Here is a 23077-nt window from a genome sequence, read left to right as displayed (position 1 = left end):
ATTTTTTAGTTACATAGCATGCGTTTTATTTACTATTTCATTGATGCTGTTATCTAGTTCTTGTACTGATTGGTTCAGGTGAAGAAGCAATTCTTTATCTTTTACGGATTCGGTTTCATTTATTAATTGAATAAGTCCTAAAATATTTGTAAGTGGTGCTCTAACAATGTGGGATTGAATCCAAGCGATATCCTTTAACTTTGTGTTTTGACTTTCGATTTCATTAAGATGTTCAATACTTTTCGTGATATCATTACTTACGATTATTATTGCTTCTTTATTGTTATGGATGATTTTATTATATTTTACTTCGGAGATGATTTTCTCTTTGTTCTTTTTTTGATGGGTTTGTGTAATTATGGTTTGATGGTTGTCAAAAATAGTTTCCTCGTCTTTAAAAATAGTTGTAATAGATTGATTTAATAATTCTTCCTTTTTAAATTCGTACAATTTTTCACAGGCTTGGTTTACATCTAAAATTTGTAAAGTTGCGGCATCAATTACAAAAATAGGTTGCGGACTTAGTTCGAATAAGTCGTTGTATAATTGTTCCGATTCTTTAATTTTAATTATGTTTTTAAAGCGTTCGATATTGTATACGATACTTTTGTAAAGGGTTACACTGTTAAGTTCATCTTTTAAGAGGTAATCTGAAGCTCCTAATGCAATTGCTTTTAAAGCAAACGAAAAATCTGAATATCCTGTTAATACTACTACAGGGATATTTTTTGCAATTTTTAGTACACTTTCTACTAACTCTGATCCGCTTTTGTCAGGTAATGAAAGGTCTAAAAAAATAATATCATACTGGCCCACTTCGTCTTTGAAGTCATTTAGTTCACTAAATCGTTCTAGATGCTTAATAGTAGGATTTTTGATTTTTTCACTTACATATTCTTCTAAAAGGAAAAAATCGCCAAAGTTGTCTTCGATGACTATAATATTATACTTTCTTTCGTCTACAAACATATCATTTCTTAGCTGGTAATTTACAAATGTTAAACCAATAGTTGCTTAAACTATTAATTGTTTCAAAAAAATCATTAATATCAGCGGGTTTTGTAATAAAGGAATTAGCAAAATTTTCGTAAGTTAAGTTGATATCGCTGATAGCAGAAGAAGTTGTTAAAATTACAACTGGAATGTACTGTGTTTTTTCATTTTCCTTAATTTTTTTTAATACCTCATGTCCGTTCAATAAAGGTAAATTAATGTCTAGGAGAATTAAATCTGGCAATTGGGCATCGTCACTCTGATCAAACAAGATATTAATGGCTTCTTTACCATTTCGAGCTACTTGAATATTTGTTTTACAGCCACATTCTTCAAAAGCTTCTGAAGTTAAAACGATATCTCCTTCGTTATCTTCTACTAGTAAGATTTGATTTTTTTTCATAGCTATGGGGGTAGTTTTGTTGTTTGTTTTATAAAGATACTTTAATTTCTCTAAAAAAAAATCAAAAAAAGAGTTAAATATCATTTTTTTATCTCTTTTTTCTTATATAATTTTGATTTTAAATTGATTAAACTTGGTGTTTTATTGCTTTTTTGGTAATGTGAAATAAAATGAACTGCCTTGATTTCGAGTTGCATCAATTTGAATTTTTCCTCCTAAAATTTCAACTGCTTTTTTAGTAATTGATAAACCTACGCCAGTTCCTTTATTTTCAATGTTTGAATTCAAGCGTTGGAATAATTGAAAAATTTTTTCATGATACTCTTCATCAATTCCGATACCATTATCTGAACAAGTGAATTCCCAATGATCAGGGTGCTCTTTGTAAGTAATTGAGATGTGTAGCTTTTCATTATCTTTTTTAAATTTAATTGCATTTTCAATTAAATTTTTAAAAATTAGGTATATTAAATTTCCATCTGTTTTTATAATAGGTAGCCTAGATAAGGTTATATTATCGGGTGTTAACGTATTTTCATATTCTTTTAGTATGTTGTTAATGACCAGATTTAGATCTATGTTTTTGTAATTTAAGTTTTTACCTATTTTAGTGTGTTGTTGTAAGTTTAAAATACTTTTGCGCATGTAGTACGCACCATCAATGGCGAATTTGATGTATTTGTGTCCTTGTTCATCAAGACTGTTTTTGTGTTTTTTTTCAAGATTTGTTAAGAAACTAATGATGGTTCTATTGGGCTCTTGCAAATCATGAGAAGCCAGAAAAAAGTAATTTTCAAGTTCGTTATTGGTTTTTTTAAGTTCTGAAGATTTTTCTTTTAGTTCTTCAATTTTTTGTCGAATGGCAGAATTATGTCTTTTAAGTAAGGTAAATAAGAGCAATCCGGTTGAAATAACAAAAAAACAGCCTTTAATATTTTGAAAATTAGTGATTTGTTCTTGGGTGTTTTTTGTGATAAATAAAAGCACAAAATGGTCGCTTAAGAATATCCACAATATTCCAATGGTAATGTATAAAAGTGTTATCTTAAGTTCCGATTTCATCTTTATTCCTTTTCTTTTGGTAGTGTAAAGTAAAATGTACTGCCTACATTTACCTTCGATTCTACCCAAATGGTACCGTTCAGATTTTCTATAATTTTCTTTACAATGGCTAATCCCATTCCACTTCCTTTGTCGCCTTCTCTTGTGTGTAATCTTTGAAAAAGAACAAATATTTTTTCCAGATATTCATTTTCTATTCCAATTCCATTGTCTTTAATTGCAAAGGTAATTTGTTTGTCGTTTTCTTCTATTACTTTAACCGACACAATTGGGGCTTCATTTTCCTTAGAATATTTAAAAGCATTACCAATTAGATTTTGAAATATTTGAATTAATGGCGATTTATATGAATTTATAGTAGGTAGATTTTCATAAACTAGTTTGCCATGTGGGAATTCGAGTTTATGGAAAGATTCAATTTCTTGAACGATTTCATTTAAGTTAATCGCTTCTTTTTTGTCGTTGTATTTTCCAACTCTTGAAAATTCTAAAATATCTAGAATAATATTCTTCATTCTCTTAGCACCATCAACCGCAAAGTAGATGTATCTTTTTCCTTTGTCGTCAATTACATCATTGTATTTCTTCTCTAGTTGGGTTAAAAAACTAGTAATCATTCTCAGTGGCTCTTGCAAGTCATGCGAAATGATGTAAGCAAAATATTCTAACTCTTTATTTACTTTCGTAAGTTCTTTTGCTCTGTTTTCTAATTCTAAATTTAATTTTTCTAAATCGGCAGTTTTTTTATCAACTAAGGTTTCCAGTTTTAATGGTTCTTCTGCTAGTTTTCTTAGGTACAATGCAATTATTATGCTTAAAATAATTCCGTAAATTAAAAACTCGACGGATCTGTTTAAATATTTTGGTTCTTTAAGTTTTACATACAAGTACCAATCACCAGCAGGTAAGAAAGATTTGTAAATAATTCCTTTGCTAAAATCGGCATTGTTTTTAAAAAACTTAGGACCTTTTAAATCGTTTTCTTTTTGAACAATTTGATAATCAAACTTTGAATTGCTCCCAAGGTCGTCTAAGTGAATCGCTTTTAAAAAAGTTTCGGTTTTAATAATCACAGCAGAAAACCCCCAAAATTTACCATTTTTATAAATAGGTTCTCGGCCTACAATTCCCATTCCGCCTTGAACTAACTCGAATGGTCCTTCAAAAAATATTTTATTTTTTTTTATTGCATCTTTTGCTGCTTTTTCATGAAGTTTGTTTAGTGTAAGGTTGTAGCCAATACTTTTTTCATTTCCGAGTAAAGGATGTGTTTTTATAATCTTAAATCCTTTGACCAATTGAATTCCATCAACATATTTGTTTTTTTCTACTAGATTTTTTGCAACAGGTTCAAATTCTTGTTCTTCTAAATTCTTTTCGGCGATAAAACTAATTACTTTAACTACGTTAGAACTGTAATTGATGGTACCTTCCAATTGGTTTTTTATCTTGAAAGACTCTTCTTTTACCTTAATTAATTCATTGCCATATTCATTGTTGTAAATTCTATAGGTTAAGAATATATTAATGATAAGTAAAATAAAAAAAGATATAATGGCCAGCTGATTTGGCCAGTAATCTAAACATTTATTTATTTTTCTAAGTAGGTTCATTTTTTTGGTAATGTAAAATGAAACGTTGCACCTTTATTTACTTCGGATTCAACCCAGATGGTTCCATTTAGATTTTCAATAATTTTTTTCACAATTGCTAGTCCCATTCCAGAGCCGCTATATTCTTGTTTGGTGTGTAATCTTTGGAAAATTACAAAAATTTTATCCTGAAATTCTTTATCTATTCCAATGCCATTGTCTTTAATTTTAAAATGCCAATTTTTATCTTTTTCTTCAACTTTAATTTTTATGATAGGTATTTTGTTAGCTTGTTGGTATTTGAGAGCGTTTCCGATTAAGTTATGTAAAATTTGAGTTAAAGGTGTTTTGTAAGAATTAATTATTGGTAATTTGTCATAAATAATTTTAGCTTGTTTTTCGTTTATTGTTTGATGGTTTATTTTGCAAATTTCCTCAATAAGTTTGTTCAAATCGATTTTGTCGCTTTCTTCTTTTAGTTTTCCTACTCTTGAGTATTCTAGAATGTCTAGAATAATATTTCGCATTCTATTAGCACCATCAACGGCAAAGTAAATATACTGCTTTCCTTTTTCATCAAGCACATTATCGTATTTTTTTTCCAAGTGCGTAAGAAAACTAGTTACCATTCTTAACGGTTCTTGTAAATCATGAGAAGCTACATAAGCAAATTGTTCTAGCTCTTGATTGGAATTTAGTAGTGCTTTTGTTTGTTTTTCTAGTTTTTTGTTTAGAATGCGTAGCGAGTCTTCTTGTTCTTTTAGGTGTGTAATGTCTTGTAGTGCCCCTACAATTCGTGTTGCAACTCCATCTTCATTTCTGATAATAACTCCGTTGTTTATAATGAAAGCATATTCGCCATTTGCTTTTTTATACCAATATTCCTGGTGCCAATTTTGTTTTTCAGGATTATTAATTGCTTCTATTAATGAATTGATTACCTCATCGGCTTGGTCAGGTCTTACTCTTGATTTTATTAAGTTTAGTATGTTGGTGTCATTAATAAAACTTGGAACTTTATATCCAAAAGATTTGTAAAAACCTTCACCACGATACATGGTGTTTTTTTCAATATCCCAGTCCCAAATAGCATCATTTGTGGCTGAAGTAGATTTTTCAAAACGATCGTTTGAAGCTTTTAGGGCATCTTCATAAGCTTTAGTGTTTGTGATGTCTTTGTAATAGATAGATAATCCTGTTTTTGAAGGATATACACTAATTTCTACCCATAAGTTGAGCTTGTCTAAAAAAGTTTGAAAATATACTGTTTTCTGTTCTAATAGCGCTTCTTTGTATTTTGTTTCTTGGATGGTATTTTTGATTTGAGGAAATAATTCCCATAAATTTTTACCAAATACTTCTGCTCTATTAAGTCCAATAATTTTTTCTGTTTTGTTGTTCCAATAGGTGATGTTCCAATTTTTATCTAGAGAAATAAAGGCATCTCCTATACTTTCTAAAATATTGTTTTTTTCGTCTAGTGATTTTTGAAGTGCGATGTTAGTTTTAATTCTCTGAATGGTAGTAGCTAGGTTGAAAACTATATTTGAAAGAAAACTTAATTCGCTGATTGACCAATTGCGTTCAGTAGTACAATCATCAAATCCAATAAAACCATGGAATTCGTTGTTGATAAAGAGTGGTAAAACTAAAAATGATTTGATGTTTTGACTCGTTACATTATCTTTTAAATTTCCTTCTGGTAATTGGGAAGTAATTGCAGAAACTAGTTTTCCTTCCATTAAAGGATCGAAAAAATCAGTAAAGACTTCCATTGGTACTCTTTGTAATTCTGGATTTTCTATTTGAGGGGCTATGTCCTTTTTTGTCCATTCTAATTTTTGACTGCATGTTCTAGGTTCGTCATTATTTGTTTCGTCTATTTCAAAATAGTAAATTCTATCTACATTGATATTGCTTCCTGTTATTTGAAAAACTTTACTTAATGATTCGTACCAATCATCGGCATTAATTAATTCTGTAATCACGCTAGTGATAGAGGAAAGAAAAATGTTTTTTTGCGCTAAATCGAGTTCATTTACTTTTTGATGGGTTATATTTTGAATACTTCCCAGAATTTTGGTCATTTTATTTTCAAAGTTGTATTCGGGTTTTCCGATACATCTTACCCATTTGGAGTTTCCTTTTTTGGTTGTAATTTGGAATTCGATATCAAATTTTTTACCCCTATTTATTAATTTATAAAATGCATTTTCTGTTTTTTTTCGATCATTTTCGTAGGTGAAGTTCAGTAAGGTTTCTAGATCTATGTTTTCGTTCGTATCTAGTTCTAAGATGTCTTTTACTACACTTGATAAAAAGAAAAAGGGCAGTTGAGTATTGGTGTAATATTCCCAGCTTCCAATTTCTGCTAACTTTGCTGTTTCTTGAAAGAGGTATTGTAGTTCAGTAATCTCTGTAATATTTCTACCATAAGAAAAAGCATTGTTTTCATCTCCAAAAATTTCAGAAGAACTCCAAGAAATCCATTTGTAATCTCCGTTTTTTGTTCGGTATCTATTTGCGAAATTATTTGCTTTTCTGTTTCCAGATATGGTTTCTATATATTCTACCTCAGATTTTTTTAAATCATCAGGGTGTAAGAAATAGGTATAAGGTTTTGAAGTTATTTCGTCTTCGGTATATCCTAATAAATCGCAAAATGCTTGGTTTACTTTTGTGAAATGGCCATAAGCATTTGCTATAGCAATAATATCTGGTGCGCTTTCAAACATCAACGTATTCATTTCCTCATTCATTTTGCGTTTTATCTCCGATCCCAGATAATGACTCAGCGAAAGATAAGGTTCAATTTTTATTTGGTCTAGAGTAAGGTCGTCTTTAGAAAAGAATACTAAAGAGCCTATGAAGTCATTATTGTTGAAGAGTGGCACTCCTAGAAGTGATTTTACTTCTAATTCATCAGCTAATTCTTTTCTGAAAAAATAGTTGTTGATGTCTTCTTTTTTCCAGATTTTGTGTTTTTTTTCTTTCCAGATGATTCCGGGAAGTCCTTGGTTTTCTGTGAATCTAGAAAAATTATATGTTTTTTCGTAGCTTTTTTTTATGTTATCGTTTTGGGTTGCCCATTTCTTTAAAGTGATGTTTGTTTTGCAGGAGTTTAACAGCCATAATTCAGTAGCAAGAAAATCGTCGTATTTAGTTAGATATTGCAGAATATCTTCAAGAATATCTTCTGTTTTTTTCTCTTCTTTAAAAAATATGGAAATTTGATTTTGTATTTTTTTTTGGATGCTAATGATTTTTCTTGCAGAGATGTCTCTTAAGAGTCCAATCATTTTAATTGGATTGCCATTGCCGTCTCTAATTATAATGGCGTTTTCCTCAACGTATGCATATGAATTATCACTTTTTTTAAAGCGAAATTCTTTGCTCCATTGGCTCGCATTTGGGTTATAAAAAAAAGCATACCATTCTTCTCGATGTGTTTCAGTGTCAATAGGGTGCATTAATTTATTCCAATCTTCGAGTTTAAATGGGTTGTCTCCAAAATCATGTCCAAATAGTCGTGTGAAACTTTCGCCCCAATTAAAGACATCATTTTCTATATCCCAATCAAAAATTACATCTTTAGTGATTTTATTGAGTAGTTCAATTTTTTCATTTGTTTCTACAAACTCTGTGATGTCTTGAAATACTCCTATCAATTTGATAGCCTTGTCGTTTTCGTCTTTAATTACTTTACCAGAAGATATGATGTGTTTGATTTTGTTGTTGGCGGTTATAAATCTTTTTTTGATTCGGTATTCGATTCCTTGATTTATTGCCAGTGTCATTTTTTCGAGTGCTATTTCTCTGTCTTCAGGATGAATGACTTCTAAGCCTACATTAATGTTTAATTTTTCAGCTGAAGGTTCTATTTCCAAAATTCTGTATACTCCTTTTGACCAATGCAATTCATTTGATATTAGGTCTAATTCCCAACTTCCTGTTTTTGCAACTGTTTCAGTTTGATCAATTATTTCGGCATTGAAGGTGTTACTTTTTTGCATAATAAGTTTGAAGATAAAAGAATTAAAAGAGATTCTTATTATGGTGCTCTAGGTATGTAAATATACAAAAAATAATACAAAAATAATATAAATTGTAAGTGAAGTTTAATTTGAAAAAAAAATATAAGTATTTGTTTTAAAGATATTCTGAGTGCAAGAACAGTTATTAATAAAATCTTTACAGTTATTACTTAGGCGTAGGGAATGAACCAAGGTTACTACAAATTTGTACTTGTTCAAACAGTAATTATTCCCTAAAATAAAGAGTTATGAATACAAAAATACTTAAAATAAATTCAAATTTGCCGCTATTTGTGCTTGTGGTTTTCTCTCTTTTATTTTGTGAAAATGCATACACGCAATGTGCCAATGGTTCAGTTAGACCGGCAGATGATTTTGGTTATAGCTTTGTTTCACCAAGATGTTTTAATGGTGCAGATGGTGAGATTCGCTTGACAAATATTCACAGTACTTTGGGACAAAATGATTTTACGAATCAAAATTATCAAATTCGAATTTTAAGTGGACCAGGAGGAGCAAGAAACTTTAGCCTTTCTCAAAATACTAGTTCATATGTGGTTACTGGTTTGTTAGCAGGTACCTATGTAGTGGATGTGATGGACTCATGTGGTGGAAATAGCGCTGATAAAACTATTGTTATTGCAAATGGTTTAAATAATGCTGTTTCGGTTGTTACTTATGTAAGTTTAGTAGATAGAATTACTACTTTAAACTCTAATACTTGCGGTGACTCCTTTAAATTTAGATTCAAAACTATTTCCAATACAGGTACAGGTAATGTCAATTATACACTAGTAAATAATTTAGGGAATACAATTGAGTTTGTTTCTAATTTTCCTCAAACAGAGCCGTACATTCAAACCAACAAAAGTGTAGATATAATTATTCCAGTTTCTTTTTTTAATGGAAGTTCTATAACTTATTCTGGGTTTAATAATTGCGGATCTATACCTGGAGGCGTTGTTAATATGCCTGTAAATAAGAATATCATTTTTGATGCTCCAAGAATTTCTGTTTTTATCGATCCTAATAATTCATGTGCTTATGGATATGATGTTAAATTCTTTAGAGATAATGTTGTAAATCCTGTTCAAGTTTCAGTTGAAGAAACAAGTAATCCGGGGAATGTTCCTGTTAATATATTTGGCAATCCTATTACCACTCAAAGTGTTGATTTATCTCATATTAATGGTACACCGACAGGAGGTGCAATTTCTGTAGCTTTAGGTTTGAAATATGGTATTGAATATCGTGTTACATTAATTGATGCGTGTGGTTTTACAGTTCAAAGGTTAATTAGAGAAGATGTTACTCCTTTTAATCCCTCTATGGATTCTAATTTTAGTGCCTCATTTATTGATCAAAGTGCGTATTTTGATGATGTTTCTTTAATTCGATTGAATGAGCTTCCTGTTTCTAGTTTTGTTGTTGGTCCTGTTGCTTTAACTGTAAATTCTGGTCCTGCAAATTATACTACTCAAGCAAATGCTGGTTCTAGTCTTACTTCTAGACATGTTTCATATCCTTATTCAATGACATTTACCAATCCATTTGCTACCAATTCTTTATCTTATAGTGATTCAAGATCATTTCCTCCAGGAACCTATAATTTTACTTTGACTGATGCTTGTGGTAAAACCAAAACCTTTGAACATACAACAGCTCATACTAGAAATTCTGAGATTACTCATGATGTTATTAGCTGTGGCTCTATAACAAATATGGTTCCTGTAGTTTTGACTTTACCAGTTGGATTAGTGTTTACTTATGTTGCTCTTTATAATCAGTCTGGAGCTGTTGTTTTCTCAGGAGATATAGGCTATGGTAGTCCATTTAATTATAACAGCACCAATAGAACTATTACTTTTTCAGTGCCTAATAATCAGCAATATTATTTCCGTTATGGAGGAGTTCGTAATGGTCAGGTTGTTGAACCTAGACAATTAGGAGGTGTTAATGGTTTACCTCGTTTGCAAGGTGGTTTTTTATATGAGTATGCCTTTACAGTAGCATTAGCTCCTTTTACTTTTGAATCTATAGTTGCTTGTGAAACTACCGTGAATATGGTAGCAACAGGAGGAAGAGCTCCCTACACTTATGCGTTGTATGATGCTAGCGGTACGCAACAAATTTATAATTATCAAAGTTCAACAGTTTTTAGTGGATTACAAGCTGGTACAACTTATTTGGCAAAAACTAAAGATGCTTGTGGACGCGAATTTGCACAGTCTTTTTACGTGTACAATGCACCAAATCCAACAGTTTCGATTGTTAATTCAGTAGGGTGTGACGAATCTTTAGCCTCAGTTTTATTGTCTAATTTGCCTGGGCAGTGGACTGTAAGTGAGGTTACAACTGGAGCACAATATCAAGGAACTACTTCTACTTTTTTGGTTGAAAATTTAAGCGTGGGGAATTACCAGTTTATCTGTACTGATTTAACCACTCAATGTACTAGTCAGCAACATATTTCAGTAGCTATTTTAGCTCCTTCATGTCCGGTTGCTAGTGATGATGTTTTGACATATTCACCTAACTCCACTATTACTATTAACGCTTATCAAAATGATACCGTTGGAGCAGTTGTTAATCCTACTCGAATTCGATTTTTTGAGCCTGCTAATGCTCAAAATAAAGCCTATTGCTCAGAAAATAATTTAATTGGATTTGATATGCCAAATGAAGGTAGATGGAGTATTGATATCGTTTCTGGATTAATTCAATTTGTTCCTCAAGCTACTTTTTATGGAACTCCAACTAGTGTTACTTATTTTATACGTGATTATAATGAAAATATCAGTAATGAGGCTGTAATAAGTTTTGATTTATTACCTGTTACACAATCTGATTTCTCTCGTTATATAATGGGGCAAACAGTTACAATAGACTTGATTCAGAATGATATTCTTGGTGATGTTGTTAATCCAGCTACTTTAGAGTTTGTTACTTCTGCCACTTCAAATACAACTGTTACTCCTAATGGAAATTCCGTTCAAATGCAGGTATCAGGAGAAGGGGTTTGGAATTTGAATACTGTTAATGGAACTGCAACTTTTATACCTGATGCATCATTTGCAGGTGTTCCATCTGTTCGATCTTATCGTATTCAAGATTTTCAGGGAAATTGGTCGAATGTTTCAGATATTCATTTGGATTCTAGATGTATAACTGATGTAGTTTGTCCCGTTTTTATAGATGAAATCGTTCCTTGTTATGCTACTATCCCTTCTGAAACGGAATTAACTGTAGCTGCTTTTGAACAGTTGGGAATTCATGCAGGAGAAATTATTGGTGAGGAATGTTCAACAGTTGTTATTAGTGCTGTTAATACAGGAGCTGCCACATGTGGTAGTACCGTGGTACGCACTTATACAATTACTTTTTATGCGAATCAAAATAGAAATAGTTCAGAAATTCTAAATCAATTTACTTGTAGTCAAACTTTTTTAATTCAAGATGATGTGGCTCCTGTAATTGTGACTCAAATTCCAAGAACTTTATACTTATCTGTTCAAGATGTGTTACCTGTTTATACTATTGAAGCGACTGATAATTGCGCTTCAGAAGTTACAGTAACTTATGAGCAAGAATTAATTACAGGTACTTGTAGTTCTAATTCTGAAATTATCCGTTATTGGTTGGCTACTGATTCTTGTGGTAATGTTAGTGAATTGAGTCAACATGTTTTTGTTCAAGATATTAAAGCTCCAATTTTTACTACTTCAGTAGCTGAGGTAATTTATTCCGATTGTGAACAAATTGCAGCTATACCCGAAGTTTTAGCAACAGATGATTCTAATATGGTTTCTGTTACGTATGAAGAAACTCAAGAAGCCGGAGATTGTGCTAGTCAATCTAAAATTTTTAGAAAATGGACAGCTTCTGATGCTTGTGGTAATGTATCCATTTTAGAACAAGAAGTAGTTTTAAGTTGTGGTGTTAAAATATACAATGCTTTGACTCCGAACGGAGATGGTAAAAATGATATTTTTTACTTAGAAGGCATAGAGTGTTATCCGAATAATAAGGTTGAGATTTTCAATCGTTATGGTGCTAAAGTATTTGAAACTTCTAGTTATGATAATGTAACTCATGTTTTCAAAGGTGTTTCCGATAGTTCATTAAACGTATCGAGTGGCATGTTGCCTCAAGGAACCTATTTTTATGTGATTTCATACGACAATATTGTTGATAATTTAAAAAACGTACAAAAAACAGGATACTTATATATAGCATCCAATTAAGGCATTCATTTTATGGATATTTTGGGGAAGCTTATTACTCTGAAAGGAGTTGTTTCAACTCCTTTCTAGTAGTAAGTATTTATTCACCCTGATATCGTAAAATTCTCATCATTAAATCCCCCAAAATACAAAATGAGAAAGTTAATTCAATTATTAGTGGTAACTCCTATGTTGTTGCTGCTAACTGCGGAACGTGTGTTTTCGCAACAAGATCCACAGTTTACTAATTACATGTACAACACTACTGTTATCAATCCGGCTTATGCTGGTACTCGTGATGCTTTGAGTGTATTAGCTCTTTATCGTTCTCAATGGGTTGGCCTTGAAGGTGCTCCTGAGACTGCTTCTGTTTCTGTTCATTCTCCTATGAAAGACTCAAATATGGGTTGGGGACTGTCTGTTATTAACGACGAAATTGGTCCGTCAATTGAGCAAACCCTGTCAGCGGATTTTTCTTATCGCATTGGATTTGAGAATTTGTCTCAGTTGTCATTTGGATTTAAAGCTACTGCCAATTTACTGAATGTAGATTATACCAAGTTAAGTATATATGATCCGAGTGATCCGTTGTTGCAAAATAATGTGGACAATCGATTTTCTCCTAATTTTGGTGCAGGATTTTATTGGTATTCTGATCACTATTATTTGGGATTATCTGTGCCTAATTTTTTAGAAACAAAGCACTACGATGATAATACACGATCTTCAACAGCAACTAAAAGTATGCATTACTATTTTATGGGAGGCTACGTTTTTGATTTGAGTGATACCGTAAAATTTAAACCCGCTTTCTTATCAAAATTTGTTTCGGGTTCTCCTTTGCAAGTTGATTTAACAGCAAATTTTTTATTCTATGATAAATTAACAGCAGGTGGCGCTTATCGTATTAATGGCGCTGTAAGTGCTTTGGTTGGATTTCAGGTATCTGATTCCATTTTTGTTGGGTATTCATATGATACAGAAGCTGCTCAATTGGCTAATTATAATTCGGGTTCGCACGAATTCTTTTTACGCTTTGAGTTTCTTAAGTCAGATGCAAAAGTTTTTTCTCCAAGATTCTTTTAAAAAAATACATTATGAAAAGTAGCTACACTATTTTTATGTTGATGCTTTTTTTTATTGGATTTTCACAAGAAAAGAAAATAAAAGAAGCTAATGCTGCCTTTGAAAAATTAGGCTATATGAATGCTGTTTCTATTTATATTGAAGTAGATAAAAATGGGTATGGTTCTCCTGATATTTATAAAAAAATAGCCGATTCCTATTATTTTAATGCCAATTATTCGGAAGCTAATGTTTGGTACGAAAAATTAATAAAGTCTACTGAGGATATTGATTATGAATATTATTATCGCTATTCACAAACCTTGAAAACGATTCCTGATCTTGAAAAATCAAATTATTATCATGCTTTGTTTTCAAGAATGAAAAAAGCCGATTCAAGAGCCCAACAATTTGAGGCGCAATCCAATTATTTATCTCAAATTAAAACCGATAGTAAACGTTATACAATTTCGAATTTAGAAATTAATTCTGCCTTTAGCGATTATGGTGTTTTTGAATCAAAAGATGGAATCATTTTCACAAGTGCTAGAGCGTCAAAAGAATCAAAACTTGATAGTTGGACTAAGCAGCCTTTTTCTGCCTTGTATAGTAGTAAAGTGAATGCATCTAATCAATTCGAAAATTCAGAATCATTTCTTAAGAATACTATCTTTAATAGTAATGAGTCTACCGCTGTTTTAACAAAAGATGGTTTAACGCTTTATTTTACTCGAAATAATTTTAAAAAAAATAAACAAAAGAAAAATAACAAGGATGAGGTTTCTCTTAAAATTTACAGCGCTCGTTTAAAAAATGGACAATGGACTGATGTTGTGGAATTGGCTTTTAATAGCGATAATTACAATTGTGCACATCCAACTTTGAGTCCAGACGAGAAGACACTTTATTTTTCTTCCAATATGCCAGGTACATTAGGGCAGTCTGATTTGTATCGAGTAGCAATTTTAGCTGATGGAAAATTTGATGCTCCAGAAAATTTGGGTGCCACTATTAATACAGAAGGACGAGAAACATTTCCTTTTTTATCCTCTAATGGCGAACTGTATTTTGCTTCAGATGGTCATTTAGGTTTGGGTGGGTTAGATGTTTTTGTTTCAAAAATGAATGAAGATAGAAGCTTTTCCAAACCTGTAAATTTGGGCAATCCTATTAATACTGCTTATGATGATTTTGCTTATGTTATAAATTCAGAAACACAAATAGGATATCTTTCTTCCAATCGACCAGAAGGAAAGGGAAGCGATGATGTTTATAAATTTATCGAAAATACTACTATATATTCAGTTGAAGCGCAAGTTTTTACTGGTAAGTTGCAAGATGCCTTGTTTGGAACTCCCATATCAAATGCTACTGTTTCGTTATTTGATGATTCTAGAAAAATAGTAGATAAAACTACGACAAATGCTAATGGAGAATTTATTTTGAATAATAATTATACCACATTGGGTTGGTATTTAAGGTATGAACATGATGCTTACGAAACAAAAGAAGATTATATAAAATCGCAATTAATTTCAAATAAAAACACTTCAATTGTTTTGTTGCCAAAAGAAATACAATTAAAACAGGGAGTTGATTTGGCTAAGTTTTTCTCCATTCAAAACATTCATTTTGATTTAGATGATTCTAAAATTAATGCTAAAGCAGAAAAGCAGATTGCCATACTTTTACATGTTTTACAACAATATCCAGAGCTAAAATTGGAAATTAAATCGCATACCGATAGTAGAGCTTCAGCTGATTATAATTTAGAATTGTCTAATAAAAGGGCTTTGGCTACCCTTAATTGGTTAGTAGCAAAAGGAATTCATGTAAGTAGAATTACTAGCAAAGGTTTAGGTGAAAAAGAACCTATCAATCGTTGCGTTGATGGCGTTACATGTTCAGAAGAGGAGCATCAAATGAATAGAAGAAGCGAATTTATTGTAACGGGATATTAATTTTTTTTGTATTTTAGAACAATGGAAAATAAGATATTAAATCATCAGGATTACAGTCGAGTAAAGGCTTTAGAAAATTATAAAATTCTAGATACTTTGCCAGAAGAAATGTATGATGATATTACTCGTTTGGCTTCATGTATTTGTGATATGCCTATTGTGTTACTTAGTTTGATTGATGATAAACGTCAGTTTTTTAAATCTAAGGTAGGTGTTGATTTACAAGAAACTCCGATTGAGCATTCCATTTGTTTTCACGCCTTGCTTTCAAATGAAGAACTATTTGAAGTGCCTGATTTAAGAACAGATAGTAGATTTCAAAATAGTCCTTTAGTAGAAAATGATCTAAACATTGTTTCTTATTATGGCGTTCCATTACAAAATTCGTCAGGAATTGCTTTCGGAACTTTGTGTGTTATTAGTCAAGAAGAACCCAAAACAATTTCTGAAGAAAAAAAACAAATTTTAAAACGTCTTGCCAAACAGATTGTTTATTTACTCGAACTTAGAAGACAAAATTTTGAGTTAAAACGATACCAAGAAGAGGTTGAGTATTATTCAAAACAAATGGAAGAATTTGCGCACACTGCTGCACATGATTTACGTGCTCCCTTACGTTCCATTAAGTCTTTTTTACAACTTATTGAAATGAAACGCGAAGGTCAAATAGATGAAAAAGAGCAAAAATACTTTCAGTTCATTAATACCAATGTAGATACCATGAATCAATTGATCGTTGATTTGTTGGATTATGCCAAATCTGATAGTAAAATTGACGAAAAAGAGTCGATTGATTTGAATGTTTTTCTTGAGCAAATTTTCCATAATTTGGTGGAACACCATCATTCCTCAGATTCTAATTTGGTTATTCAGTCAATGCCAGCCATTTATTATTCTAAATTGGCTTTGCACATGATTTTTTACAATTTGATTGATAATGCTTTGAAGTACAGAAGTCAGGAGCGTGCCCTAGAAGTTAAAATTAGTTATAAATCGGACTTGTTTCATTACTATTTTGAAGTTGAAGATAATGGTATTGGTATTGCAACAGAGTATTATGATTCTATTTTCAAACCTTTCAAAAGATTGCATACCAAATCAGAATATGCAGGAAGTGGATTAGGTTTAGCCACTGTTAAAAAAATCATACAAAAGTTAGGTGGCGCCATAACTGTAAAATCGCAATTGGGTAAAGGAACTAAATTTTTAATTACAATTCCTAAAGAATAAGTAAAATACCATAAAAAAATAATTATCTTTATGGAGTTTTAATATCTAAATTCATTCTATGCGATTACTGAAATCCATCATTATTGATAGTAACTCTGATGTGGTAGCACAACTTTCAAAATTTGCTGATGAAAATTCGGTAATACTCGAAATTTGCGGTTTTGCAAATAGTTTGTCTGAAGCTATGACTTTAATTAGAACGCACAAGCCTGAGCTGATATTTTTAGATCCAACGGCCACTAATTTAGCTGAATTTTATTTGATAAAACAATTGGATTTTAATATTCCTAAGTTCATTTTTGCGTCAACTGATATCAATAAAGCGTATGATGCTTTTCGATTTGGAGCTGCTGATTTTCAGTTAAAACCGCTTGATTTTAATGAGCTTATTGTTTCTCTTTACAAGGTTATTAAGTTGATTGAGATGGAATTGAGTTTTCAAAATCAGAAGGTCAATCAAATTAAAAGTTATGGTAGTGAAACGAGTGAGAATGGTTTTATCGCGATTTCGTCATCTGATAAAATCGAATTGATTAAAGTGGAAGATATTATGTATTGCAAGGCGGAAGGAAAGTATACAGAGTTTGTTTTGTCTAACAAACAAAAAATTCTGTCAAGTAAAAACCTTGGAGAGTATAATTCTCTACTTTTGAATAATTATTTTTTTAGAATTCATCATTCTTATGTTGTTAATATAAAAAAAATAGTTAAAATTGTAAAAAAAGATGGGTTTTATTGTGAGTTTGATTACGGAATTTCGTTACCCGTAGCCAAGAGAAGACAAGAAGAATTTGTGAAATTTATTAAAATATAAAGTAATGAAAGCTAAAGTAAAAAAAGTAATGATTGTTGATGATAATGAGTTTGATTGTTACTTTACCTCAAAAATCATAACTAATTTTGATGAATCAGTAGATATTATGGAATTTAATTCTTCCGTAACGGCTATTCAATATTTAGAAGAATTTCAAAATGTAACGGCTAAATTACCGGATTTGATTTTTTTGGATATCTATATGCCACTTTTAGATGGATTTGCATTTATTGAAAAGTTTAATTCTTTGTCAGATACGTTAAAAAATCATACTAAGATATGTATTTTATCTACTACTGTTGATGATTTGTATATACATAAAGCTAAGGTAGATGAATCGGTTTTGTTTACCAGCAAGCCTATTACAAAAGAATTTATCGAAAATATTTTTTAAGATAGAAACGTTTTCTTGTTTAGTTTCAACATAGTTGTATATTTACTTTTAAATAAAAAAAGTAAATGAGTCTTTTACATTTAATTAGCACTGATTATAAAAAATATAAAAAATACGGTGGAAATTTTTTTACCATCGTATTTTTTACGCAAGGTTTTTGGGCTGGTTTTCAATATCGTATCGCTCATGCGGTTTATAAAATGCCCATTCCTATTGCAAAGCAACTGTTGCAATTATTTTGCTTAGTTTGGCAAAAAATAATTGAAATCACAACAGGTATTTCGATCCCGGCTTCAGCTCAAATTGGTCATTCTTTCTACATTGGACATTTTGGAGGTGTTATTTTAAACGCAAAAACGCATATTGGTGACAATTGTAACCTATCGCAAGGCGTTACTATTGGGGTTTCGGGACTAGGAGAAAATAGAGGAGTTCCAAAAATCGGAAATAATGTGTATGTTGGCGCTAATGTGGTAATTGCAGGGAATATCAACGTGGAAGATAATGTGTTAATTGGAGCTTGCTCACTTGTTAATATGAATGTTTCTGCAAATAGCGTAATGCTTGGAGTACCGGCTGTAAAGGTTTCAGAAAAAAGTTCGGAGGGCTATATTTAATTATGAGGTTACTAGTAATTTCATCTGCGCCAATTGTTCAAAAAGATAATCAAAATCATCTTTACGCACCTTATGAAAAAGAAATGCAATTATGGGCAAAATATGCTCATTCAATTCAATTTTGTTGCCCTATTTGGAGAGAAGATAAAAAACTTTTAATTGCGCCTATCTCTTTTGAAGTGGAAAAAGTTATTGAACTTCAGGAATTTGATATCACTTCATTTAAAAATAAACTGAAAGCAATTCCTCTTGCCTTTGTGGCTTTAGTAAAAATCTTCAAAGCTATGAAACAAGCCGACCATATTCATTTGCGTTGTCCAGGAAATATTGCTTTATTGGCTTGTTTGATTCAAATTTTATTTCCTAATAAACAAAAAACGGCTAAATATGCAGGAAACTGGGATCCTAAAAGCCAACAACCTTGGAGCTATCGTATTCAAAAATGGATTTTATCTAATACTTTTTTAACCCGAAATATGCAGGTTTTAGTCTATGGGGAATGGTCGAACCAGACAAAAAATATTAAACCGTTTTTTACAGCTACATACAGTGAAGAGGAGATTGGGCGATTGGGAGACGAGGAGACGGGGAGACGAGGAGATGACGTGAAGTTTTTATTTGTGGGGACACTTTCGCCTGGAAAGCAGCCTTTATATGCTATTCAATCAGTGGAAGCACTGTATCGACAAGGGAAAAAAGTACAAATTGATTTATATGGAGAAGGGGTTTTAAGAACGGATTTAGAACGTTACATTACTGAAAATAAATTAGAAAACATAATAACCTTAAAAGGGAATCAATCTAAAGAAGCGGTTTTAAAAGCTTATCAGACGAGTCATTTTTTAATTTTACCCTCCAAAAGTGAAGGTTGGCCAAAAGTAGTGGCGGAAGCTATGTTTTGGGGTTGTGTGCCTATTGCTTCTCCTGTTTCTTGTGTTTCCTTTATGATGGGGAATGGAAGTAGAGGTATTGTTTTGAAAGAACAACTACACAACGATGTAAGTCAAATAATGAACGTTTTAAACAATCAAGAAGAATATAAAAAAATGGCTTCAGAAGGGCAATCTTGGTCTAGACAATTTACAACCGATAAGTTTGAAGTTGAGATTAAGAAATTGTTGAGAGGGTGATTTTGTGACAGGGAGATGGGGAGACTAGGGGACGGGGTGTTTGATATTGATTTTTGTTCTTGTGTTTGATTTTGTTCTTTTGATTTTTTCTATTTTTACAACCTAATCATAATAAGTAAAACCATTTGGCTTCACCTAAAGAAATACGTGTTATTCAATTAATTGATAGTCTAGAACCTGGCGGAGCGGAACGTATGGCGGTTACTATTGCAAATGGACTTTTAGAAGAAGTAGGATATTCTGGCTTAGTAACGACCCGATTGGAAGGTGGGTTGAGAAACACAATCAATCAAAAAGTAGGGTATGCTTTTTTGAATAAAAAGAAAGCTATTGATTTTAGTGCGCTACTTCGCTTGAGAACTTTTGTCAAAATAAATAAAGTAAATACGATTCACGCTCACGGGAGTTCCTATTTTTTTGCTGCTTTATTAAAGATGACAATGCCATCAGTACGAATTTTTTGGCACGATCATTTCGGGAATCGAGTAAAATCACAAAAGGGTTATTTTTTACTCCGTTTTTTTTCTATTTTTTTTAGTGGTGTTTTTACGGTGAATGAAGTACTAAAAGATTGGGCACAAAAAAAGCTAAGAGTTAAAAATGTGGAATTTCTATCCAATTTTACTTCGACATCTGAAGACGAGATACCCGTAACCATTTTAAAAGGAACTTCCGATAAAAGAATCGTGTTTTTAGCTAATTTACATCACCCTAAGAATCATATCTTAGCATTGCAATCTTTTTTAGCTAGTCAAATTGCTAATGAAGGTTGGACGTTGCATTTGATTGGAAAAGATAATCAAGATCATTATTCAGAGAAATTGAAAAATTTTATCAAGGAAAATAATTTGCAACAAGCTGTTTTTATTTATGGTTCTTGTACTGATGTGAAATCTATTTTGAAGCAAGCTAAAGTCGGGATTTTAGTCTCAAGTTATGAAGGGTTTCCTGTAACGTTATTAGAATATGGAATGGCAGAACTGACTGTAATTAGTACCGATGTCGGCTATTGCAGCACGATTATTCAGAATGAGGTAACAGGTTATTTAATAGCGTCAGATGATGAAGCGCAACTTAAAAACGCTCTTATAAAAATAGCAAATGAATCCTATAAAAATGCTACTCTAGCTAAAAAATTGAATACTTTTGTCAAAAATAATTATGCACCTGAAAAAGTGATTCAAAAAATAACAGCAGCCTATCAAAGAAAATTATGAATAGCGAAACCATACAGTATTTAAAATTTGTAATTATCCATGCTCTAATTGGATTGGTTATTTTTTTGGTTCCGCCTATTTCAAAGGTATATGCCGTTACTATTATTTTGGTTGGTTTTCGTTATGTGATTTTAAGAAAAAATGCTAATAATGAAGCCTTATATGTGGCAGCTTACATTGTTGGAGCAGAAGTTTTTTTGCGGATGACTCAAGGTATTATTTTTGAGCAGTATGCCAAATATGGGGTAATGGGGATCTTAATCATAGGAATGCTTTTTAAGGGGTTTTCAAAAAATGCTGTCTTGTATTGGATTTTTGGACTGTTATTGATACCGAGTGTTATTCTCTCGTTCTTTACCTTAGATTATGAAACGGATGTTAGAAAAGCTATTACCTTCAATATCGTTGGACCTATTTGTTTAACAGTTTGTTCTATATATTGCTATCAAAGAAGGGTAACACTTAAACAAGTATTAACTATCATTGATATGTTGGCTTTTCCTTTAATTGCTACTTTGGTATACATGTATTTGTACACACCAAGCGTAAAAGAAGTGGTTTTTAATACGCAGTCTAATTTTAAAACTTCTGGAGGATTTGGCCCCAATCAGGTTTCTACAATTTTAGGGTTAGGTATTTTTCTTTTTTTTACCAAAATTGTCCTCAGTTCCAAAACAAAAGGAGTTTTATTAATCAACTTAATTTTGTTTCTATTTATAAGTTTTAGAGGAATTGTTACATTTTCAAGAGGTGGAATCATTACTGGAGTTTTAATGATAATTCTATTGATGATTTATTTGTTTTTCAATACAAATTCAAAAGCAAAAAATAAGATTGTGTTGTTTGTTGTAGTTGGTTTTATTGCTTTTTTAGGCGTGTGGACTTACAGTTCACTTCAAACAAGCGGATTAATAGATAAGCGTTATGCCAATCAAGATGCCAAAGGAAGGGTAAAGGAAAGTAAGTTAACTGGAAGGGAACAACTAATCGAATCAGAATTTAATATGTTCTTAGATAATCCAATTTTTGGTGTTGGAGTAGGAAAAAACAAAGAATACAGAGAAGAAACAACTGGAATTGAAGCGGCTTCCCATAATGAAATTACAAGAATGTTAGCCGAACATGGTTCACTTGGATTGTTAGGATTGATAATTTTGCTTACAACGCCATTAGCTTTATATTTCAATAATAAGCAAAATATTTTTCTTTTTTCTTTTGTTGTTTTTTGGATTTTAACCATTAATCACGCCGCTATGCGATTAGCAGCCCCAGCCTTTGTGTATGCTTTATCACTTTTAAAAGTTCAATTTGTAGATGAAACTGCTGTATCTAGGGAATCGGTTAAGTAAACATGGTTTTAATAAAACTACTATAGAAACTTTAGGTCTTCAACTAGAGCAGGAAGGTTTTACTGTTTTTTATGCTTCTAATAAAAAATCTTTTCCATTGCGCTTGTTAGACATGATGTGGTCTGTTATTAATTATCGTAAACAAGTGTCTTACCTTTTGATTGATACCTATAGCACAAAAGCGTTTTGGTATGCCTTTTTATGTAGTCAACTGGCGCGTTTTTTCAATATTAAATATATTCCCATTTTACATGGTGGCGATTTACCTAATCGTTTAAAAAAGAATCCCATGTTATGTCGGATTCTATTTTCAAATGCTTATAAAAATGTAGCACCCTCAGGTTATTTGAAACAAGCTTTTGAAAAAGAAGGTTTTAAAAATGTAATTCATATACCAAACACTATTGAAATCGAAAAGTACGAGTTTAAATTACGAACTGAATTAACTCCAAATTTACTTTGGGTTCGCGCTTTTGCTTCTATTTATAATCCAAAAATGGCGGTTAAAGTTTTACAACAGCTTCAAGAACAATATCCCTCTGCTACTTTAACTATGGTTGGTCCGGACAAGGACGGAAGTTTACAAACTACAAAGGATTTTGCAAAGTCTCTAGGTATTGCAGTAAATTTTTCTGGACAATTAACAAAAGAAGAGTGGTGGGAATTAGCTTCAAAACATGATATTTTTATCAATACAACTCATTTTGATAATACTCCCGTTAGTGTAATGGAGGCAATGGCATTAGGTTTGCCAGTAATAAGTACTAAAGTTGGTGGAATTCCATTTTTGTTGGCCAATGAACAAAATGCCTTATTAGTTCCAGACAATGACATTACGGCTATGACAAATGCAGTGTTAGATTTATTAGAAAACAAACCCAAAAATAATTTATTAATAACTAATGCCAGAACTTTTATAGAGCAGATGGATTGGCAATTAGTAAAGCAAAGCTGGGTTTCCATATTGAAATAATTTTACTTTAATATAGTTTT

The 23077-nt window shown here is 31.6% G+C and carries 16 protein-coding genes; 11 read left to right on the top strand and 5 right to left on the bottom strand.

Features of this window, described 5'->3' with window-relative positions; genetic code table 11:
- Window positions 1-9: 9 nt before the first annotated feature.
- The 5 genes from IM755_RS06765 to IM755_RS06745 form a co-directional block, all read right to left on the bottom strand.
- Window positions 10-969, bottom strand: a complete 960-nt coding sequence (locus tag IM755_RS06765) for a response regulator (RefSeq protein ID WP_194095035.1) — start codon at window positions 967-969, stop codon at window positions 10-12.
- Window position 970: 1 nt separating this feature from the next.
- The gene (locus tag IM755_RS06760) at window positions 971-1396 is read right to left on the bottom strand and encodes a response regulator (RefSeq protein WP_194095033.1); all 426 of its coding nucleotides are present in this window, start codon (window positions 1394-1396) and stop codon (window positions 971-973) included.
- Window positions 1397-1537: 141 nt separating this feature from the next.
- Entirely contained in the window at window positions 1538-2458 is a 921-nt protein-coding gene (locus IM755_RS06755; protein ID WP_194095031.1) for a sensor histidine kinase, read from the bottom strand.
- Window positions 2459-2460: 2 nt separating this feature from the next.
- Complete coding sequence (locus IM755_RS06750; protein ID WP_194095029.1) at window positions 2461-4071, bottom strand: ATP-binding protein; 1611 nt, start codon at window positions 4069-4071, stop codon at window positions 2461-2463.
- Window positions 4068-8063 (bottom strand): PAS domain-containing protein, encoded by a 3996-nt coding sequence (locus IM755_RS06745; RefSeq protein WP_194095027.1) that lies wholly within the window; start codon window positions 8061-8063, stop codon window positions 4068-4070. The genes IM755_RS06750 and IM755_RS06745 overlap by 4 nt, the downstream gene beginning before the upstream one ends.
- 269 nt (window positions 8064-8332) lie before the next feature.
- Between IM755_RS06745 and IM755_RS06740 the strand changes: the two genes are divergently transcribed.
- The 11 genes from IM755_RS06740 to IM755_RS06690 all read left to right on the top strand — a co-directional run bounded on the left by IM755_RS06740 (window position 8333) and on the right by IM755_RS06690 (window position 23057).
- Complete coding sequence (locus IM755_RS06740; protein WP_194095017.1) at window positions 8333-12328, top strand: T9SS type B sorting domain-containing protein; 3996 nt, start codon at window positions 8333-8335, stop codon at window positions 12326-12328.
- 132 nt (window positions 12329-12460) lie between these two features.
- Window positions 12461-13393: a PorP/SprF family type IX secretion system membrane protein gene (locus IM755_RS06735; protein WP_194095015.1), complete on the top strand. Its 933-nt coding sequence runs from the start codon at window positions 12461-12463 to the stop codon at window positions 13391-13393.
- A gap of 11 nt (window positions 13394-13404) precedes the next feature.
- A complete protein-coding gene (locus IM755_RS06730; RefSeq protein WP_194095013.1) occupies window positions 13405-15333 on the top strand; it encodes an OmpA family protein in 1929 nt (642 codons plus the stop codon).
- A 21-nt stretch (window positions 15334-15354) separates the two neighbouring features.
- The gene (locus tag IM755_RS06725) at window positions 15355-16563 is read left to right on the top strand and encodes a sensor histidine kinase (protein ID WP_194095011.1); all 1209 of its coding nucleotides are present in this window, start codon (window positions 15355-15357) and stop codon (window positions 16561-16563) included.
- Window positions 16564-16621: 58 nt separating this feature from the next.
- On the top strand, window positions 16622-17377 hold the full coding sequence (locus tag IM755_RS06720; protein ID WP_194095009.1) for a LytR/AlgR family response regulator transcription factor: 756 nt from the start codon (window positions 16622-16624) through the stop codon (window positions 17375-17377).
- A 4-nt stretch (window positions 17378-17381) separates the two neighbouring features.
- Window positions 17382-17771: a response regulator gene (locus IM755_RS06715; protein WP_194095006.1), complete on the top strand. Its 390-nt coding sequence runs from the start codon at window positions 17382-17384 to the stop codon at window positions 17769-17771.
- A gap of 65 nt (window positions 17772-17836) precedes the next feature.
- A complete protein-coding gene (locus IM755_RS06710) occupies window positions 17837-18388 on the top strand; it encodes a serine O-acetyltransferase (RefSeq protein ID WP_194095004.1) in 552 nt (183 codons plus the stop codon).
- Window positions 18389-18390: 2 nt separating this feature from the next.
- Window positions 18391-19518, top strand: coding sequence for a glycosyltransferase family 4 protein (locus IM755_RS06705; RefSeq protein WP_194095002.1), 1128 nt, complete (start codon window positions 18391-18393; stop codon window positions 19516-19518).
- Between the two features lie 125 nt (window positions 19519-19643).
- Window positions 19644-20735: a glycosyltransferase gene (locus IM755_RS06700; RefSeq protein ID WP_194095000.1), complete on the top strand. Its 1092-nt coding sequence runs from the start codon at window positions 19644-19646 to the stop codon at window positions 20733-20735.
- Window positions 20732-22084, top strand: coding sequence for an O-antigen ligase family protein (locus tag IM755_RS06695; RefSeq protein ID WP_194094997.1), 1353 nt, complete (start codon window positions 20732-20734; stop codon window positions 22082-22084). Before IM755_RS06700 ends, IM755_RS06695 begins: the two co-directional genes overlap by 4 nt.
- Window positions 22050-23057, top strand: a complete 1008-nt coding sequence (locus IM755_RS06690; protein ID WP_194094995.1) for a glycosyltransferase family 4 protein — start codon at window positions 22050-22052, stop codon at window positions 23055-23057. The genes IM755_RS06695 and IM755_RS06690 overlap by 35 nt, the downstream gene beginning before the upstream one ends.
- The last annotated feature ends 20 nt before the right edge of the window (window positions 23058-23077 follow it).

Source organism: Flavobacterium proteolyticum (assembly GCF_015223105.1).
GTDB classification, from domain to species: Bacteria; Bacteroidota; Bacteroidia; order Flavobacteriales; family Flavobacteriaceae; genus Flavobacterium; species Flavobacterium proteolyticum.
Note: the sequence above shows the minus strand (reverse complement) of the source record. Positions and strands in the feature narration are given on the sequence as shown.

Bases quoted from the DNA above. Each gene is read 5' to 3' on its own strand.
- IM755_RS06765 (WP_194095035.1), bottom strand. From the start codon at position 969: ATGTTTGTAGACGAAAGAAAGTATAATATTATAGTCATCGAAGACAAC.
- IM755_RS06760 (WP_194095033.1), bottom strand. From the start codon at position 1,396: ATGAAAAAAAATCAAATCTTACTAGTAGAAGATAACGAAGGAGATATC.
- IM755_RS06755 (WP_194095031.1), bottom strand. From the start codon at position 2,458: ATGAAATCGGAACTTAAGATAACACTTTTATACATTACCATTGGAATA.
- IM755_RS06750 (WP_194095029.1), bottom strand. From the start codon at position 4,071: ATGAACCTACTTAGAAAAATAAATAAATGTTTAGATTACTGGCCAAAT.
- IM755_RS06745 (WP_194095027.1), bottom strand. From the start codon at position 8,063: ATGCAAAAAAGTAACACCTTCAATGCCGAAATAATTGATCAAACTGAA.
- IM755_RS06740 (WP_194095017.1), top strand. From the start codon at position 8,333: ATGAATACAAAAATACTTAAAATAAATTCAAATTTGCCGCTATTTGTG.
- IM755_RS06735 (WP_194095015.1), top strand. From the start codon at position 12,461: ATGAGAAAGTTAATTCAATTATTAGTGGTAACTCCTATGTTGTTGCTG.
- IM755_RS06730 (WP_194095013.1), top strand. From the start codon at position 13,405: ATGAAAAGTAGCTACACTATTTTTATGTTGATGCTTTTTTTTATTGGA.
- IM755_RS06725 (WP_194095011.1), top strand. From the start codon at position 15,355: ATGGAAAATAAGATATTAAATCATCAGGATTACAGTCGAGTAAAGGCT.
- IM755_RS06720 (WP_194095009.1), top strand. From the start codon at position 16,622: ATGCGATTACTGAAATCCATCATTATTGATAGTAACTCTGATGTGGTA.
- IM755_RS06715 (WP_194095006.1), top strand. From the start codon at position 17,382: ATGAAAGCTAAAGTAAAAAAAGTAATGATTGTTGATGATAATGAGTTT.
- IM755_RS06710 (WP_194095004.1), top strand. From the start codon at position 17,837: ATGAGTCTTTTACATTTAATTAGCACTGATTATAAAAAATATAAAAAA.
- IM755_RS06705 (WP_194095002.1), top strand. From the start codon at position 18,391: ATGAGGTTACTAGTAATTTCATCTGCGCCAATTGTTCAAAAAGATAAT.
- IM755_RS06695 (WP_194094997.1), top strand. From the start codon at position 20,732: ATGAATAGCGAAACCATACAGTATTTAAAATTTGTAATTATCCATGCT.
- IM755_RS06690 (WP_194094995.1), top strand. From the start codon at position 22,050: ATGAAACTGCTGTATCTAGGGAATCGGTTAAGTAAACATGGTTTTAAT.